Raw genomic sequence first — 17,068 nt, forward strand, 5'->3', positions numbered from 1 at the left:
ATAGGGATTATTCTAGGACTTAACCCCCTAACCCTCTATAAAGAAAAGGAGTTAAGTCATGAATACGATCAAGATTGAAGTCTTAGGAACAGGTTGTAAAAAATGTCAGCAGTTAGAAGCCAATACTCAGGAAGCGCTCGCCTCCCTCAATCTCAATGCAGACGTGCTGCATATTACTGACCCCATCGAAATTGCTAAACGTGGGGTAATGTCTACCCCCGCATTAGTCGTGAATGGCAAAGTTGTGAGTAAAGGAAAAGTGCTCACTCCCGCAGAGATTCAACCGCTACTATCAGTTTAAAAATCGAAGGATAAATTATGTTCGATCCCTTTTATCTTTTTGACTGGTTGGCTACCCAGATTGTGACGCAACTGTTGGGTTTATCAATAGAATCTCATCTGGGAGCCAGCTTACATTTTTTCCTCTATGATGTCCCTAAAATATTAACCTTGCTAATAGTAATTAGCTTTATCGTTGGGACATTTCAAAGCTTTTTAGAACCGGAGAAAGTGCGAAAACTTTTAGAAGGTAAACGGACATTAGGGGGGAATATATTGGCGGCTACGGTTGGGATTATTACGCCCTTTTGTTCCTGTTCTGCGGTTCCTTTATTTATTGGATTTTTGGAGGCTGGTGTTCCTCTCGGCGTGACATTTTCCTATCTGATTTCCGCACCCATGGTTAATGAAGTGGCTGTGATTTTGCTGTGGGGATTATTTGGGTTGAAGGTAACACTATTATATATTGGTTTTGGGGTAGGATTAGCGATCGCAGCCGGATATATTATCGGAGAACTCAAATTAGAAAAATGGGTTGAACCTTTTGTTTGGGAACTCCAGAAATCCCGACAAGAATTATATTCAGAGGATCACCTTGAGTCAGAAACCTTAACCTGGAAACAACGCTTTCAACAGGGATGGTTTCAGTCGAGCCAAATTGTCCAATCTGTTTGGGTTTATGTTGTCGTAGGAATTGCGATTGGTGCGATCATTCATGGCTATCTTCCCACGAATTTAATCACTCAAATAGCCGGGGTTAATAATCCCTTCGCGGTTCCCGTTGCTGTGATTTTAGGTGTACCTCTCTATGCCAATATTGCCGGGGTAATGCCAATTACAGAAGCATTGGTTAATAAAGGAATGCCCCTCGGAACAGTCTTAGCATTTACAATGGCTGTAACAGCCCTTTCCTTTCCTGAAATAGTCATTCTCAGAAAGGTTCTTCGTCCTCAACTTTTAGCTGTTTTTATTAGTTTGATGACGCTGGGAATTATCAGTATTGGTTATTTATTCAATGCTCTGTTTGTTTGACACTCCCACCCCTACGCTACGCTAAAGGGGTGGGATTCTCGTATCTAGTCCAGGTAAAACAAAATCACAATAATCGGCATCGCCCAGCAGCCAGACACAACGATGATGGAACACACGGAGGTCATCAACGTCGGTCTGCTTAAAGTTTTTGGGTTAGCTACTATCGGGGCGATCGCTCTATAAGATCAGTGATCACACCGGGGAATTATCTAGGAAAAGCCGCGATCAAGTCTTAGATGATAGTCACATTCACTGCCGAGGGGCCTTTCTGACCCTGTTGGATATCGAATTCCACACGCTGGCCTTCAGCTAGAGTTTTAAAGCCAGTGCTTTGAATCGCCGAGAAATGTACGAAGATATCTTTAGAGCCATCGGCTGGGGTAATGAAACCAAAGCCTTTTGACTCGTTGAACCATTTGATCTGACCGGAAATTTTAGTCATGTTTTAACCTTTGGGAAAACAATATGAACCTCAAACCATTATTCTATAAGAGTTTGATTTGAATTTTTGGATATGTCTATTAGTTTAGCTTACTCAAGGATCAAATTCCCAGAAAGAACAGGCTATTATTGTAGGAGGGTCTTAATTTAAACCAATCCTAACCTTTCTTTTAGTAGAGTTAGGGAAGAAGATCTATAAAAATCAAATCCTTTAAGGGTTTATATTCTTCCTGTAAATAGAAAAGGTTTGACTAATAAAATCATCCGATCCAACTCAGTTTTATTGTGTTTAAGAAGATCATGCCCCCACAATTCATTTGTATTGTTGGCGCAATCTCTTGCTAGAGTTTCTCCGATCCCTTCAAAAGTATTATGGGTGACTCTCCTTAGCCGCTCTGGAGCCGATTAATCCTCATATTTCGATATCCCCAGAAATCAAGGTATTAATTAAGTCCCCTGTAAAAGTTATATCACTGAGCAATCTAATTAAAGTTGGCTCTAAATGGCTTTTGCGATCCAGTAAAAAGGTATTTTCATCCGAAAATTTTCGGATTGCTTCTACATTATGAGAAGTCACTAAAATTTGTCCATTATTGTTAAATGAGCGTCGTAATGATATGATAAAATGCCCAACTTCTGATAAAGAAAGATAGTTATCAGGCTCGTCCCAGAAGCAAAAAAGGGGGCCATAGAATTTATTAGCCGCTAAAACGAAAGCACAAATGAAAAAGCATTTTTCGCCATCAGATAAGTCTTGAAAATCAATGCTCAGATTCGCATTATTGGCTTCAAATCGGACAATCATGCTTTTTGAATCTTTGCCAATTTGTTCATTCAAAAAATCCTGAATGTCAGGAATAACTTCTCGGAGATATTTGTCAACTTGTGTGTAAGCTGCTGGATAGCGACTCAGTAATCCAGAAAACCACTCTCCAAAGTTTGAACCGTCTCGGTTTGGCTCCAAGGTTTCACCGTCGGAATCTCCTGTCATTAGGCTGGGAATGGGAGCTAAAATAATCATTCTAGCCAGCCAAGTTTTGAAAATCCGAAGGGGATCTGTCTCTGATTGCTCTTGAATAATAGGAAGGGCAACTAAATGCCAATCTACTAGAAATTGAGCCTCAGAATTTTGCCCACTGGTGTGAAGGGTTACTTGAGCCTGAGTTCGAGAATAAATTGGCTGTCCTGTAACTAATAGTTGTTCTTCAAAAACTCGAAGTTCTTTAAAATTTTCTGGTAACTCAAAAGCTAAAATATATTGATATAATTTTTCGTGCAGTAATACTTCTATTTCCAAGCGAATTGGCACATCAGAGCGACCACGAGCGAAATCCTTGGGTTTAACTAGATCACGAACTCTATTCGTCCCTCGACCAATAGATTGAAAGATTTGTAATACATCAGAAATTGTTGATTTCCCCACTCCATTTTTACCAATTAATAAAGCCGATGACATATCCTTTAAGCTCAGTTCAAAATTTTCTAAGCATCTAAAGTTATGGATATATAGCCTTTGGATCATTTTAAAATTACTCCACCGGATCTACTAAAGTTTTGAGGCTATGGACGTGATCGCCCTTTCTGCATCGATCCTACATCAATTAACGGATTGCACCCAAATATAGTTAAAATGAGGTCAGTAATTGGGTTGTCGGTCAACAGTCAACAGTCAACAGTCAACAGTCAACAGTCAACAGTTAACAGTCAACCGCCAACATTACCCTTTATTGATAAGCTCAACGATGCAACCAACCGATCCAAGTAAATTTACAGATAAAGCCTGGGAAGCCGTTGTTAAGTCCCAGGATGTAGCGCGTCGTTTTCAAAATCAGAATTTAGAAGTCGAACACCTAATCACCGCCCTGCTTGAACAAAATGGACTCGCCACCAGTCTCCTGAGTCGGGCGGGAGTGGATACGGATATTTTAGGCCAACAGTTAGACGCCTTTACCAAACGTCAACCCAAAGTCGGACGCATTGAACATTTATATTTAGGACAAAGCCTCGACATCCTATTAGATAAGGCGGAAGAATCTCGTCAAGCCCTACAAGATGGATTTATCTCTGTAGAACATTTAATCCTGGCTTTCTCCGAAGATGATCGCATTGGCCGTAAACTCTTAGCCGGAGAACAACCGACCGCCCAACGCCCCGGACGTCCCGGCTATGACCGCCCCGGACGTTCTCCTTCAATTCGTCCGAAATTGGAAGAAGCGATTAAAGCCATTCGGGGAAGTTCTAAAGTTGAAACCCAAAGCCCGGAAACCAGTTATGAAGCGCTAAAAAAATATGGAAAAGATTTAACAGAATTAGCTAAAGCAGGAAAACTAGATCCCGTTATTGGACGAGATGAAGAAGTGCGTCGGGTGGTGAGTTGTTTATCAAGAAGAACTAAAAATAATCCGGTTTTAATTGGTGAACCCGGAGTCGGAAAAACGGCGATCGCAGAAGGTTTAGCTCAACGAATTGTTAACGGCGATGTGCCAGAATCATTAAAAAATCGTCAGTTAATTTCCTTGGATATGGGAAGTTTAATTGCTGGGGCAAAATATCGGGGAGAATTTGAAGAAAGATTGCGATCGGTATTAAGAGAAGTTACCCATTCTGAAGGACAAATTGTATTATTTATTGATGAATTACATACCGTTGTGGGTGCAGGTTCGGGGGGCGGTTCATCGGGAATGGATGCCAGTAATTTATTAAAACCGATGTTAGCACGGGGAGAATTACGTTGTATTGGCGCTTCAACCGTTGATGAATATCGTAAACATATTGAAAAAGATCCGGCCTTAGAACGACGGTTTCAACAAATTTATGTTGATCAACCTTCTCCTGAAGATACTATATCAATTTTAAGAGGATTAAAAGACCGTTATGAGCGCCATCATGGGGTGAAAATTACCGATAGTGCGTTAGTGGCGGCGGCCATGTTATCGAGTCGGTATATTAGCGATCGCTTTTTACCCGATAAAGCCATTGATGTTGTCGATGAAGCGGCAGCCCAATTGAAGATGGAAATTACTTCTAAACCCGTTGAATTAGAACAAATTGATCGGCGGGTGATGCAGTTAGAAATGGAGAAATTATCGATAGAAGGGGAAAGTTTAGGGAATGGAGAAGTTAACCGCCGAAATGATGGGGGGGTTGCTATTCGTTTAGAACGAATTAAAGAAGAAATTGAGACATTAAAAACTAAACAGGAAAAACTAGCTTCCCAATGGCAAGGGGAAAAACAACTGTTAGATAGTATTAATAAACTTAAGGAAGAAGAAGAAGAATTGCGAGTCCAAATTGAACAGGCAGAACGAGCTTATGATCTGAATAAAGCAGCACAATTAAAATATGGTCAATTAGAAATTTTACATCAAGAACGGGAAGCGAAAGAAGCGGAATTAGTCAAGTTACAATCTCAGGGTTCTTCGATGTTGCGGGAGGAGGTCACAGAAGCCGATATCGCCGCCATTATTGCTAAATGGACTGGTATACCTGTTAACCGTTTATTGGAGTCAGAACGGCAGAAATTACTGCGCTTAGAGAGTCATTTACATCAACGGGTAATCGGACAACAGGAAGCGGTGGCGGCCGTTTCTGCGGCAATTAGACGGGCCAGAGCGGGAATGAAAGATCCCGGTCGTCCCATTGGATCTTTCCTGTTTATGGGGCCAACGGGGGTGGGGAAAACCGAGTTAGCGAAGGCGTTAGCGGAGTTTTTATTTGATAGTGAGGAGTCTATTATTCGGATTGATATGTCTGAATATATGGAAAAACACGCCGTTTCTCGGTTAGTGGGGGCGCCTCCGGGGTATGTGGGTTATGACGAAGGCGGTCAACTGTCGGAAGCGGTGCGACGTCATCCCTATTCGGTGATTTTATTTGATGAAGTTGAAAAAGCTCATCCTGATGTGTTTAATATTTTATTACAGGTATTAGATGATGGCAGAATTACGGACTCTCAAGGGAGGGCTGTTGATTTTAGAAATACAGTAATTGTGATGACGAGTAATATTGGGGGGGAACATATTTTAGATGTGGCGGGGGATGAATCTCGTTATGAGGAAATGGTGAAGCGGGTAATGACGGCATTGCGATCGCATTTTCGCCCAGAATTTTTAAATCGGGTGGATGATACGATTCTATTCCATTCCTTAAGTAAAGGGGAACTGCGATATATTGTGGCGATTCAAGTTAAACGGATTCAACGGTTATTATCGGATCAGAAAATATCGATTGAATTATCTCCGGCTACGTTAGACTATTTAGCGGATATTGGTTATGATCCTGTGTATGGGGCTAGACCGTTAAAACGGGCAATTCAGAGGGAATTAGAAAACAATATTGCGAATTTATTGTTAGAGCAAGAATTCATCACGGGAGATACAATTTATGTGGAAAAAGGGGAAGAGAAGTTAGTATTTAATCATCAACCTTTAATCCCCCAGAAGAAAGAAGAACCGTTAGTCATGAATGTTCAACCTATGCGAAAAAAAACAAAAGCTGATCCGTTAGAAATGGATGTTCAACCTGTGATTTTAAGCACGTCTAAAAGTCCAGAGGGGGATGATATTATTACGGTTGAACCTGTCAAAGATGAATAACTGTAGGATGGGCTACGCCCATCTGATCTGCTTTAATTCTGCTCAAACAATAGCAACATTTCCTTTTAAAGATTCGATAGATAGAATTGTGATGGGCGTAGCTCATCCTATTAATCACTTTTCAGGTTTGTAAATCCTATGGTTGATCTCACTGTGGCTATTCCCACCTATAATGGGGCGACCCGTTTACCTGCGGTTTTAGAAAAATTGCGATCGCAAACCGGAACAGAACAGATCGACTGGGAAATTTTTATTATTGATAATAATAGCAACGATAATACCGCAGAACTGGTTAAAAGTTACCTACAAAATTGGTCATATTTTGTACCTTTGAAATATTATTTTGAACCGCAACAGGGGGTTGCTTTTGCCCGAAAACGAGCGGTAAAAGAGTCTCAAGCCCCTCTCATTGCCTTTTTAGATGATGATAATTTACCCGCTTTAGATTGGGTAGAAAAAGCCTGTCAATTTGCTCTAAATCATCCGCAAGCGGGAGCTTATGCTAGTCAAGTAGAGGGAAATTATGAAATCGAACCCCCCGAAAACTTTGAACGAATTTCAGGCTTTTTTGGCATTACAAAACGAGGAGATCAGCCTTATCGTTATGAACCCAAACACAAGTTATTACCTCCGGCTTTAGCGTTAGTGGTTCGTAAACAAGCTTGGTGTGAAAGTATTCCCCAGGAAACGTTTTTAACCGGCCCGGTAGGAAATATTCGGTTAGCGAGTGAAGATATTGAAGCAATGCTTTATATTCAACAAAAGGGATGGGAAATTTGGTATAGTCCGGCTTTAAAAACTTATCATCAAATTCCTGCCTATCGTTTAGAACGGGATTATTTAATCAATGTAGCTCAGAATACAGGGTTAGCGCGGCATCATATTCGGATGTTAAGGTTCAAACCTTGGCAACGGCCATTATTATTTCCCTTGGGGTTAGCCAATGATATTAGAAAAGCGATCGCTTACTATCTGAAACATCGAAAAGAATTAAAAATTGATGTAGTTGCAGCTTGTGAAATGGAATTTTTAAAAAGTAGTGTAATCAGCCCTTTTTATTTGTGGAAAACATCTTATCTGAAAAAATTCGATAGGGGTTTAGAAACCCAAGCCAACATCTAGGATAAAAAATGATAACCGATTTAGGATTAATATATGATCGATTTTACAGTTGTTATTCCCACCTATAATGGTGCAAGTCGTGTTTCCGATGTTTTAGAAAAATTGCGATCGCAAACCGGAACAGAAAATATCAATTGGGAAATTATTGTTGTTGATAATAATAGTAGTGATCAAACGGCTGATCTGGTTCAGAATATGATCGCATCTTGGCAGGAAGTTTTCCCGCTAAAGTATGTTTTTGAAGCAAAACAGGGAATTGCATTTGCCCGACAACGCGGAGTAGAAGAAAGTCAAGGAGAGTTGATTGGTTTTCTGGATGATGATAATTTTCCCGATAAAAATTGGGTGTTAGAAGCATATTTATTTGGTCAAGAACATCCTAAAGCCGGAAGTTATGGGGGACAAATTCATGGCATTTATGAAGTAGAACCTCCTCAAAATTTTAAACGAATTGAACATTTATTATTAGCCATTCGAGAAAGTGGTGATCAGCCGTTTTTATTTTGTCCAGAACAGTTAAAACTTCCTTCTGGTGCTGGTTTAGTTGTACGAAAAAAAGCTTGGTTGGATCATGTTCCTACTAAATTGCTCAATACAGGACGAGGGGGAAATGATTATGAAATTTCCTTAAATTTATATAAGGGAGGTTGGGAAATTTGGTATAACCCTAAAATGCACCTTGATCACTATATTCCTTCTGAGCGTCTCGACAAAAATTATTTATTATCTCTGGCTTCTTTATACGGTTTAAAATCCTGTCAATTTAGAATGTTAATCACGCCTACCTGGAAAAAACCCATGATCTTTTTAAAAGTTATATTGGGGGGGATTAAACGCTCTCTTCAATATAAAATTGATCATAAAAATAATATTAAAATTGATATTGTTGCTGCTTGTGAATTAGAATTTTTTAGAGCGAGTGCTATCAGTCCTTTTTACTTTTTACAAAAAGCTATCTTCAAAAAACATTAATCTTCTCTCTCTATTAAAAAATATTTTTCAATAGGGATAAGGTTCTTTGAGCGATTGACGGGGGAAATATAGCAATAATTAAACTTTTAACAAAAATGACCAGACAAAATCGCCATTGTTGTAAAGCTGCGGAATCATAGCGAATATAATTGCATAAAAATCCGAGGGTAGCACGACCCTTTTCTGGGGATGGATATCCTTGTAAAGCTCGATATATTAAATATTTATAAATTCTAGCTAAACTTTGTTTTTTTAAATGCTGTAAGGTGGGAGGAGCTTGCAAAAAAGCTTTTTCAATCACGGCTACACATTGTTTTTCTTGTCTAATCACTTGAGATGAAATAGAATTAGTAGACATTCGATAAAATACCTGAACCACAGGAACTAATACAAAATGATAACGAGCCGCTAAACGAATATATAAATCTCGATCTTGTCCACCTAATAGAGATTCATCGAATCCTCCAACCTCTGCAAAAGCTTCCCGACGAATTAAAGGATTAGAACCATTTTCTAAAAAATTTTGAATTAATAACTCAGGATAAACATCCCCATTAAAAGTTGGATGTTTACCAGATTGTAAAAAATTTCCTGACTCATCAATATAATCTGTCCAGCTATAAGCTACAGCAGCTTGAGGATGGTTTTGTAAAGCTTGATATTGAGATTCTAATTTATCAGGAGTCCAGAGATCATCCGCATCCAATAAAGCAATATATTCACCCGTAGCAACAGCAAGTCCTCGATTTCGACTGGTGGAAGCACCAGAATTAGGATAGGAAAAAACTTGAATTCGAGGATCATGAATATTAGAAACAATATCTAAAGTAGAATCTGTTGAACCATCATTAATTACAATAATTTCAAAATCTTCAAAGGTTTGATTTAAAATAGAATCAATCGTTTGCTGAATCGTTTTTTCTGCATTATAGGCTGGGATCACTACAGAGATTATCGCCATATTAAAAATAAACTTTCTAGACTAATTTTTAATATAATTATATATCAAAATCATATTAACTAATCAAGGATTATTAGTCGTTATTTGTAAAACTTAATAAAATTTCACTAAAAAACAGACATATCTATGTTAAGTTGACACCATATAGATCAAAATTTAGATTAAAGCATCAAACTTAAGGTATAAATTCTGGCTTTCAAACTCAACTTTTATTTAGATTTTACAAGTTTTCTGATTTTATCCCATCAAAATAATTTCTATTGTAGATCTGAAATTATGAATTCCCAGTACATCCCACCTTCTCCCAAAATTAAAGTTTTAATGCTACCGGATTTTCGTCAGGATAATCCCTATCAATCCTTGCTTTCTCAAGGGTTAGCGCAAGAACAAATTCAGGTTGAGTTTTGGGCTTACTATTTGAATTTTTTTCCGATTTTAAGAGGGGTTTTAAAACATAAACTCGGTTCTGTTGATATTGTTCATCTTCACTGGTTAGAATTTTATATAAAAGCATCTTCAAAAGGAGCTAAATTTTGGGCTTGTGTTAAATTTTTATTGGATATTATTTTAATTCGGATATTAGGCCTTAAAATTGTTTGGACTGTTCATAACCAAACGGCTCATGATGCTCAGTTTCCTGAACTAGAATATTGGACAAGACAGATTTTATCTCGGTTAGTTAATGGGATGATTTTTCATAGTTATTCAAGCTTAAAATTAGTGGCAAAAGATTATAAATTTAATCACAAAAAAGCCATTGTCATTCCTCATGGACATTATCGAGATGTTTATGGTGCTAGTCTGAATTCAATCGAGTCTCGACAACAGTTAGGATTGCCCTTAACCGGTCATATTTATATGAATATTGGTTATCTCAAACCCTATAAAAGAATAGAAAAATTAATTGATATATGGAAAAATAATCACAATTATTTTGCAAATGATAGCTTAGTTATTGTTGGTAAACCCGTTGATAAATCCTACTGTTTAAAATTAAAAGAGTTATCTAAAAATATACCTGGATTGTTTCTAATTCCAGAGTTTGTTCACCCTAATAATATTCCCGTTTTCTTGAGTGCTGCGGATGTGATTGTGTTTCCTTTTGAAAAAATTTTAACATCAGGGAGTTTGATTTTAGCCATGTCCTATAACAAACCCATTATTGCACCCGACCTAGGCGGAATAGCCGAAACCCTGGGTGTCGCTAGTCAACTCCTATACGACCCCCAGGATGAACAAGACTTACTCAAAACATTACAAAAAAGTACCGTTATTGATTTGCAGGCTTTAAGTGTATTAGTTAAACAAGAGTGCGATGCTTTAGATTGGGGATTAATTGCTGAAGAAACAGCAGAATTTTATGAATTTATTTTGAATAAATTTTGAATTAAGGGTTGAATTCGATTCGCAACAGCATCCCAGGAATAGTGAGTTTTAACTAGATTGTAAGCGTTATCAACGCATTGTTGATAAAGGGAAGGATTTGACCAAAGTTGATCAACAGCATCAACCATTCCCTCTACTTCATTTTCAATGAATAAATGTTTTTTATTCTCAATATCGAGTCCTTCAGCACCTTTTGTGGTACTAACAACAGGACGATCGGCGGCGAAAGCTTCTAAGATTTTTAGGCGAGTTCCTCCCCCTTTAAATAGAGGTGTAATCACGATAGTAGCGGCGGCTAAATAGGGTTTAACATCCTCAACTAACCCTGTCCATAAAATTCCGGGTTCTTGTTGTGTTGCATTTTTTAAAGCTGGGGGGGGATTTTTGCCCACAAGAATTAATAAAGTATTAGGATAAAGCTGCTTAATTTCAGGATAAAATTTTTGGGTGAGAAACTCTGCCGCTTCAACATTGGGAGGATAACCAAATGTCCCAATAAAAATCAACGTATGGGGATTAGATTTTCCCTCGAAAGCCGAAATACATTCACCTCGGCGCACAATATCATAGTCAGTCACATTGATTCCATTCGGAACAACATAAGGATTTAAGTTTTTTCCATATCGTTGTTTAAGTTTTTCAGCATCGGATTGACTACAGACCCAAATTTGATCGGCTTTATACGCCATTTTTTTTTCCATAAATTGTAGATGAAACTTTTCTAATTTCATCTTGGTTTTTAGCCTTAATCCCATCATTTGCTGAATTTTCTGCTCAAATAAATCTACTTCTACATTATGTTCATCAAAAATAATCTGACAGGGATAACGCTGAACAATCGGAAGATAACGACATAACCATAAATGCTCAAAAATTACAATTGTGGGTTGCCATTCTTTGAGAATTTGCTTTAAAATATCAACAGCAGGTTGGGTATAAAAAAAATCAATATAAGCATATCTCCAGGGTGTTAACCCAGATAATCGATTTTGTAATCGTTCTTTCAATGGCCGTTTTTGAGCCAAATCGTAGTGATACCAATTTTGTATTCCGGGTAAAGTTTTCTGGGGGGGTTGTCCTTTAAAAATAGAAAAAACAGCCACATTCCCATATTGCCGCATTAGGTTCATATTCTGCCAATTTCGTAGGGGCGCACCCGATCTTGGAGGATAGGGTAAATCTAGGGTAATAAATAACGTCCGTACTGAAGTATTTAGCATTAAGTTTAACCTTCGTTGATGACAATTGACCTAAAGAAATTGTATAATAGAAATTAACCCAAAGCTATCGGTTTAGGTCTTACTTTCCTTGAAACATTCTTACCCGCGATTATTTCTGGTTGGCTGTCCCCGTTCAGGAACAACGCTATTACAAAGTTTATTAGCAGCCCATTCCCAAATTGCATCTTTTCCTGAATCTCATTTTTTTCGTTATTTGTTAAGAAATCGTTCAAGTTGGCGGACAAAATTAAGAATTCCGTCCCCTTTATCTCGAAAACGATTTAACCAATTTTTAGCCGAAACAGGTCATCCCGAATTAGAACGATATTTACCTAAAACAGCCGTGTTTACCTTTCAGTATGTGAAGGGATTTATTCGAGTTTTAGATGAATTAACCCTACAGCAAGGAAAAACTTTATGGCTAGAAAAAACTCCTGGAAATTTATATTATATTAATTATATTGAAAAACGAGTTGCTGGGGCTAAATTTATTCATTTAGTTCGCAATGGAGCCGATGTTGTCAGTTCTCTTTATGATGTTACTCATCAATATCCTAATGACTGGAAAGGGGCTTGGGATTTAGACCGTTGTATTCGACAATGGGTTAAAGATGTTCGTTTGACGACCCAACATTTACATAAACCTAATCATATTTTAGTTCAATATGAACAACTGATCGAAAATCAACCCTTGATTTTAGCTCAACTTTGTGATTTTATTGGCGTAGAATATGAACCCGCAATGCTGCAAGATTATCAAAAAGTGGCTGAAAAACTAACATTAGCTTTTGAATCTTGGAAGGTTTCAGTACAACAGGGAATTTATAATCCCTCTGATCAAAAATTTCATCAACTGTTTAATGAAGAACAAAAACAATATATTCTTCAAGAACTCTCGGAAGCTAATTTAGAATTTAGCAATAAATTATCTAAATATAGCAAGGAACAGGGAACGGGGAACAGGGAACAGAAAGAAAAAGAATTATGAATCTCGTGAATAAAAAAAACATTTTTTCTAATTTTAAAACCTATGGGAAGTATCTCTGGAATCGTCCATTATTACCCGAAAAACGATTTGTTATTTTTGGTCGAGGTCGTTCAGGAAGTACCTTATTAGTCAGTTTATTAAATACCCATAGTCAGATTTACTGTGATGGAGAAATTTTGCATGATTGGGTATCCTTTCCTCGTTTACAGATTAATGTTTGTGCTTCTCGTTGTCAACGTCCTGTTTATGGGTTCAAATTATTGAGCTATCAGATGAGAGATATTCAACCGATTATCAATTCCACTCAATTTTTAACTAATTTATATCAACATGGCTACCAAATTATTTATCTTCGTCGTCGAAATCTCCTGACTCATGCTTTTTCTAATATTAACGCCAGACAACAAAAATTTCATCATCAATCCAGTCAAGGAACAATTCAAAATCATAAAATTTATGTTGATTATCAAACCTTAATAAACTGGATTGAACACAGTGAACAATTAGAACAGTATGAACATAAAATCATTCAAAATTTACCTTGTTTATCCTTAATTTATGAAGATCATTTATTAACTCCAGAGTCACAGCAAAAAACAGCCGATCAAATTTTTAATTGGCTAGACCTTCCCCCAGAATCAGTAACGACTAACTTCGTTAAACTCATGCCTTCTGATTTATCCAAACGCATTGTAAACTATGAGGAATTAGTCACAAAACTGCAACAAACGCGATATGCAAGATTCCTTGAAAACCCGAATTAATGGGACTCCCTAGCCTTAACGTAGGGAAAACCGAATCAAAGCTGTAGGGGGATTACGTTTATTGAGGTTAGGCGATCGCACACAATCATAAACAACAACCATAATTTTATAGATAACCTCACATACCTATGACTGTACTTGAACAGGGAACGATTACCATCCATACCGAGAATATCTTCCCGATTATCAAAAAATCCCTCTACACCGACCATGAAGTCTTCCTGCGGGAACTCGTTTCCAACGCCGTTGACGCCATTGCTAAACTCAATATGGTGTCCCGGTCTGGGGAATACTCCGGGGATATTGGCGAACCCGAAATCACCATCACCGTTGATAAAGACAACAAAACCCTCTCCATCACCGATAATGGCATCGGGATGACCGCCGACGAGGTGAAAAAATACATTAACCAAGTCGCCTTTTCCAGCGCCGAAGAATTCATCGAAAAATATAAAGCCAGCAGCAACGATGCCATTATTGGCCACTTTGGCTTAGGCTTCTACTCCTCCTTCATGGTCGCCCGTCAAGTCGAAATTGATACCCTTTCCTACAAAGAAGGTGCCCAAGCTGTTCACTGGACGTGCGATGGTTCTCCGATATTTCAACTCGAAGACTCTGGCCGTATTCAACGGGGAACAACCATCACCCTAACTTTGATGGATGAGGAAATCGAATATACTGAACCCTCCCGCATCCGTCAATTAATTAAAACCTATTGTGATTTTATGCCCGTCCCGATTAAATTGGACGGCGAAACCATCAACCGCCAAAAAGCACCTTGGCGGGAATCTCCTAATAATTTAACCCAAGAAGATTATTTAGAACTTTATCGCTATCTCTATCCTTTCCAAGAAGAACCCCTGTTATGGGTGCATCTGAATACCGACTATCCTTTTATTGTGAATGGGATTCTCTATTTTCCCAAACTCAAACCCGATGTTGATGTTACCCAAGGGAATATTAAACTGTTCTGTAATCAAGTCTTTGTCAGTGACCACTGCGAAGATATTATCCCCAAATTCTTGATGCCTTTACGGGGGGTTATTGATAGTACCGATATTCCCCTGAATATTTCCCGCAGCGCCCTACAAACCAACCGCACTGTCCGTAAAATTGCCGACTATGTGGCGAAAAAAGTCGCAGACCGTCTCAAAGAATTATATCGGGATAATCGCAAAGAATATATTCGCTGTTGGCAAGATATCGGTACTTTTGTCAAGTTCGGTTCCCTCAACGATGATAAGTTTAAAAAGCAAGTTGAGGATATTCTAATTTACCGGACAACCTACACCCCTGAACCTGTTAATAACGAAGAAAAAGCTGTTGAGGTGCAGGTACAAACGGAAGAAGGAGATGTTTGGCAGGAGGTAGCTTCCCAAACCCCTGAAAATACCGATGAAAAAGGTCGTTATTACAGCACTTTAAGCGAGTATCTCGAACGCAACCAAAAACGCCATGAAAATCGGGTATTTTATTGTACCGATGAAACAACTCAAGCCACCTATATCCAGTTACACACTAGCCAAGGGTTAGAAGTGTTGTTCTTGGATTCCTTTATTGATAGTCATTTTATTAGTTTCCTAGAACGGGAACATACCGAGGTTAAATTCTCGCGGGTCGATGCGGAACTCGATGACAATTTAATTGATCAAGATAACAATAGCGAAATTGTTGATCCTAAAACTAATAAAACCCGCAGTGAACTAATTAAAGACCTGTTTACCGCAGCCTTGAACAAGCCAAAATTAACGATTCGTACTGAATCCTTGAAATCGGAAAATACACCGCCAGCAATGGTATTATTACCCGAATTTATGCGACGGTTACAGGATATGACAGCCTTAATACAGCAACAAAAGGCGGAATTTCCCGAAGAACATATTCTGTTAATTAATACCGCCCATCCGTTGATTCAGAATTTAGTTAATTTGAGTCAAGGAGTAATTATTCAAGAGGGCGGCGAGTCTCCTTCGGCGGAGTTAGCGAATATGATTTGTCATCATGTCTATGATTTAGCGTTAATTGCTCAAAAAGGCTTTGATGCTGAGGGAATGAAGGACTTTGTAGAACGTTCTAACCACGTCTTAACCCGGTTAACCACCCATTAAGATGACAGTAAAAACCCTGATCGCATTTGAGTAATAATCAACAATTAAACCGTAGGGGCGGGTTCCGAGACCCGCTTTAATAATCAGTAATTATCTCCCTAAACCCGCCCTCTATTCTTAGGCGATCGCATTTAAGAGGGGCGGGTTTAGTTAGATTATTGCTCAGAATTGAAGATAATTACAGAACCCGCCCCTACATTTTGTTGTGGAAAAAAATCAACAATTAAACCGTAGGGGCGGGTTCCGAGACGAGCTTTAATGATTAGTAATTATCTCCCTAAACCCGCCCTCTATTCTCAGGCGATCGCATTTTAGAGGGGCGGGTTTAGTTAGATTCTTGATCAGAAATGAAGATAATTACAGAACCCACCCCTACATTTTGTTGTGGAAAAAATGCGATCGCATTTTAGATCCGACTTTGAAAACACCCTGCTGGGGGGTTAGGGGGGATCTAAAACTCAAGGTAAAATCAAAGGACTTTTCAGCCGACGAGTTGATAGGGACGAAAACTCTGTATAATAAAGGTTTGGACTTTTGAGAAAATACTAAACTGGAGTTAACCATGTCTCGGATTTGTCAGTTAACGGGAAAGAAAGCCAACAACGGGATGGCTGTGTCTCACTCCCACCGTCGTACCCACAAGTTACAAGAAGCGAATTTACAGTGGAAACGGATTTGGTGGCCCCAAGGTAAACGCTGGGTTAGATTGAAACTTTCTACAAAAGCAATTAAAACCATTGATAGCAAAGGCTTACAAGCAATGGCGAAGAAAGCCGGAATTGATTTGAATAAATTTTAAATGTGGGCGAATAACAGCCATGATTTTCTTAACCCCCCTACAATATAGGGGGGCTATTTTTTGCCGGATCTTAATTTTTGGCTTCTGCGATCGCTTTTCAGAAAAATTTGGGCATTCTAGGAGTAGAGGAGAGTCCCTAAACTGTATCCCTTACAGTGGGGGGTGTGATAGTAAACACAATAAAGCGGTGATGTGTCACAGCCCAGAACAGGGCTAAAAAGGTTATTTAATAAAAGGGTCAGCATCTCAAGAACGTGTAAAATTGAACTCTAAAAAACCCGTATTTTTACCAGGGCCAGTTTAGGGGGAGGAATGCTACAACTAAAGGTAGGGAGTTTTTTCCTACTTAATAAATTTTTATCAGTTCACAATTTTACTTAAATTGGGTTCGGGGTCAAACG

14 protein-coding genes are annotated in these 17,068 nt (G+C 38.5%); 10 read left to right on the forward strand and 4 right to left on the reverse strand.

All coding sequences use genetic code 11. The features are described 5' to 3' along the window. The first annotated feature begins 58 nt into the window (after window positions 1–58). On the forward strand, window positions 59–301 hold the full coding sequence (locus PL8927_RS26125) for a thioredoxin family protein (protein WP_083626811.1): 243 nt from the start codon (window positions 59–61) through the stop codon (window positions 299–301). Window positions 302–318: 17 nt separating this feature from the next. Then, window positions 319–1,311 (forward strand): permease, encoded by a 993-nt coding sequence (locus tag PL8927_RS26130; RefSeq protein WP_083626813.1) that lies wholly within the window; start codon window positions 319–321, stop codon window positions 1,309–1,311. A gap of 232 nt (window positions 1,312–1,543) precedes the next feature. Here PL8927_RS26130 and cspE read toward each other — a convergent pair whose 3' ends face one another. Further along, window positions 1,544–1,753 carry a transcription antiterminator/RNA stability regulator CspE gene (cspE, locus tag PL8927_RS26135; RefSeq protein ID WP_083626815.1) on the reverse strand — a complete coding sequence of 70 codons (210 nt, stop codon included), beginning with the start codon at window positions 1,751–1,753 and terminating at the stop codon, window positions 1,544–1,546. Between the two features lie 411 nt (window positions 1,754–2,164). Beyond that, window positions 2,165–3,274 carry an AAA family ATPase gene (locus tag PL8927_RS26145; protein WP_083626817.1) on the reverse strand — a complete coding sequence of 370 codons (1,110 nt, stop codon included), beginning with the start codon at window positions 3,272–3,274 and terminating at the stop codon, window positions 2,165–2,167. Window positions 3,275–3,494: 220 nt separating this feature from the next. On the opposite strand from PL8927_RS26145, the gene clpB reads away from it, so the two are divergent. The 3 genes from clpB to hpsE (PL8927_RS26160) all read left to right on the forward strand — a co-directional run bounded on the left by clpB (window position 3,495) and on the right by hpsE (PL8927_RS26160) (window position 8,441). Further along, window positions 3,495–6,347 (forward strand): ATP-dependent chaperone ClpB, encoded by a 2,853-nt coding sequence (clpB, locus tag PL8927_RS26150; RefSeq protein WP_083626819.1) that lies wholly within the window; start codon window positions 3,495–3,497, stop codon window positions 6,345–6,347. Between the two features lie 138 nt (window positions 6,348–6,485). Beyond that, window positions 6,486–7,469, forward strand: coding sequence for a hormogonium polysaccharide biosynthesis glycosyltransferase HpsE (gene hpsE, locus PL8927_RS26155; protein WP_083626821.1), 984 nt, complete (start codon window positions 6,486–6,488; stop codon window positions 7,467–7,469). Between the two features lie 33 nt (window positions 7,470–7,502). Continuing rightward, window positions 7,503–8,441 carry a hormogonium polysaccharide biosynthesis glycosyltransferase HpsE gene (gene hpsE, locus PL8927_RS26160; protein ID WP_083626823.1) on the forward strand — a complete coding sequence of 313 codons (939 nt, stop codon included), beginning with the start codon at window positions 7,503–7,505 and terminating at the stop codon, window positions 8,439–8,441. Between the two features lie 13 nt (window positions 8,442–8,454). Here hpsE (PL8927_RS26160) and PL8927_RS26165 read toward each other — a convergent pair whose 3' ends face one another. Continuing rightward, on the reverse strand, window positions 8,455–9,402 hold the full coding sequence (locus tag PL8927_RS26165) for a glycosyltransferase (RefSeq protein WP_083626825.1): 948 nt from the start codon (window positions 9,400–9,402) through the stop codon (window positions 8,455–8,457). A 276-nt stretch (window positions 9,403–9,678) separates the two neighbouring features. On the opposite strand from PL8927_RS26165, the gene PL8927_RS26170 reads away from it, so the two are divergent. Continuing rightward, on the forward strand, window positions 9,679–10,788 hold the full coding sequence (locus PL8927_RS26170) for a glycosyltransferase family 4 protein (protein ID WP_083626827.1): 1,110 nt from the start codon (window positions 9,679–9,681) through the stop codon (window positions 10,786–10,788). Here PL8927_RS26170 and PL8927_RS26175 read toward each other — a convergent pair. Beyond that, the gene (locus PL8927_RS26175) at window positions 10,761–12,008 is read right to left on the reverse strand and encodes a glycosyltransferase family 4 protein (RefSeq protein WP_083626829.1); all 1,248 of its coding nucleotides are present in this window, start codon (window positions 12,006–12,008) and stop codon (window positions 10,761–10,763) included. The two genes, PL8927_RS26170 and PL8927_RS26175, sit on opposite strands and share 28 nt — an antisense overlap. Window positions 12,009–12,096: 88 nt before the next feature. Here PL8927_RS26175 and PL8927_RS26180 point away from each other — a divergent pair, with 88 nt between their 5' ends. From PL8927_RS26180 to rpmB, 4 genes are all read left to right on the forward strand, one after another. Continuing rightward, entirely contained in the window at window positions 12,097–12,996 is a 900-nt protein-coding gene (locus PL8927_RS26180; protein ID WP_083626832.1) for a sulfotransferase family protein, read from the forward strand. Window positions 12,997–13,001: 5 nt separating this feature from the next. Then, window positions 13,002–13,760, forward strand: coding sequence for a sulfotransferase (locus tag PL8927_RS26185; protein WP_231506153.1), 759 nt, complete (start codon window positions 13,002–13,004; stop codon window positions 13,758–13,760). 128 nt (window positions 13,761–13,888) lie between these two features. Next, complete coding sequence (gene htpG, locus PL8927_RS26190; RefSeq protein WP_083626834.1) at window positions 13,889–15,868, forward strand: molecular chaperone HtpG; 1,980 nt, start codon at window positions 13,889–13,891, stop codon at window positions 15,866–15,868. Between the two features lie 562 nt (window positions 15,869–16,430). Beyond that, window positions 16,431–16,667 carry a 50S ribosomal protein L28 gene (gene rpmB, locus PL8927_RS26195; protein ID WP_083626837.1) on the forward strand — a complete coding sequence of 79 codons (237 nt, stop codon included), beginning with the start codon at window positions 16,431–16,433 and terminating at the stop codon, window positions 16,665–16,667. Window positions 16,668–17,068: the final 401 nt, after the last annotated feature.

Source organism: Planktothrix serta PCC 8927 (assembly GCF_900010725.2).
GTDB lineage: Bacteria > Cyanobacteriota > Cyanobacteriia > Cyanobacteriales > Microcoleaceae > Planktothrix > Planktothrix serta.

What these genes read in the sequence shown, in the direction of transcription:
- hpsE (WP_083626821.1), top strand. Translation starts at nt 6,486, where the DNA reads ATGGTTGATCTCACTGTGGCTATTCCCACCTATAATGGGGCGACCCGT.
- rpmB (WP_083626837.1), top strand. Translation starts at nt 16,431, where the DNA reads ATGTCTCGGATTTGTCAGTTAACGGGAAAGAAAGCCAACAACGGGATG.
- clpB (WP_083626819.1), top strand. Translation starts at nt 3,495, where the DNA reads ATGCAACCAACCGATCCAAGTAAATTTACAGATAAAGCCTGGGAAGCC.
- PL8927_RS26170 (WP_083626827.1), top strand. Translation starts at nt 9,679, where the DNA reads ATGAATTCCCAGTACATCCCACCTTCTCCCAAAATTAAAGTTTTAATG.
- PL8927_RS26125 (WP_083626811.1), top strand. Translation starts at nt 59, where the DNA reads ATGAATACGATCAAGATTGAAGTCTTAGGAACAGGTTGTAAAAAATGT.
- htpG (WP_083626834.1), top strand. Translation starts at nt 13,889, where the DNA reads ATGACTGTACTTGAACAGGGAACGATTACCATCCATACCGAGAATATC.
- cspE (WP_083626815.1), bottom strand. Translation starts at nt 1,753, where the DNA reads ATGACTAAAATTTCCGGTCAGATCAAATGGTTCAACGAGTCAAAAGGC.
- PL8927_RS26165 (WP_083626825.1), bottom strand. Translation starts at nt 9,402, where the DNA reads ATGGCGATAATCTCTGTAGTGATCCCAGCCTATAATGCAGAAAAAACG.
- hpsE (WP_083626823.1), top strand. Translation starts at nt 7,503, where the DNA reads ATGATCGATTTTACAGTTGTTATTCCCACCTATAATGGTGCAAGTCGT.
- PL8927_RS26145 (WP_083626817.1), bottom strand. Translation starts at nt 3,274, where the DNA reads ATGATCCAAAGGCTATATATCCATAACTTTAGATGCTTAGAAAATTTT.
- PL8927_RS26130 (WP_083626813.1), top strand. Translation starts at nt 319, where the DNA reads ATGTTCGATCCCTTTTATCTTTTTGACTGGTTGGCTACCCAGATTGTG.
- PL8927_RS26175 (WP_083626829.1), bottom strand. Translation starts at nt 12,008, where the DNA reads ATGCTAAATACTTCAGTACGGACGTTATTTATTACCCTAGATTTACCC.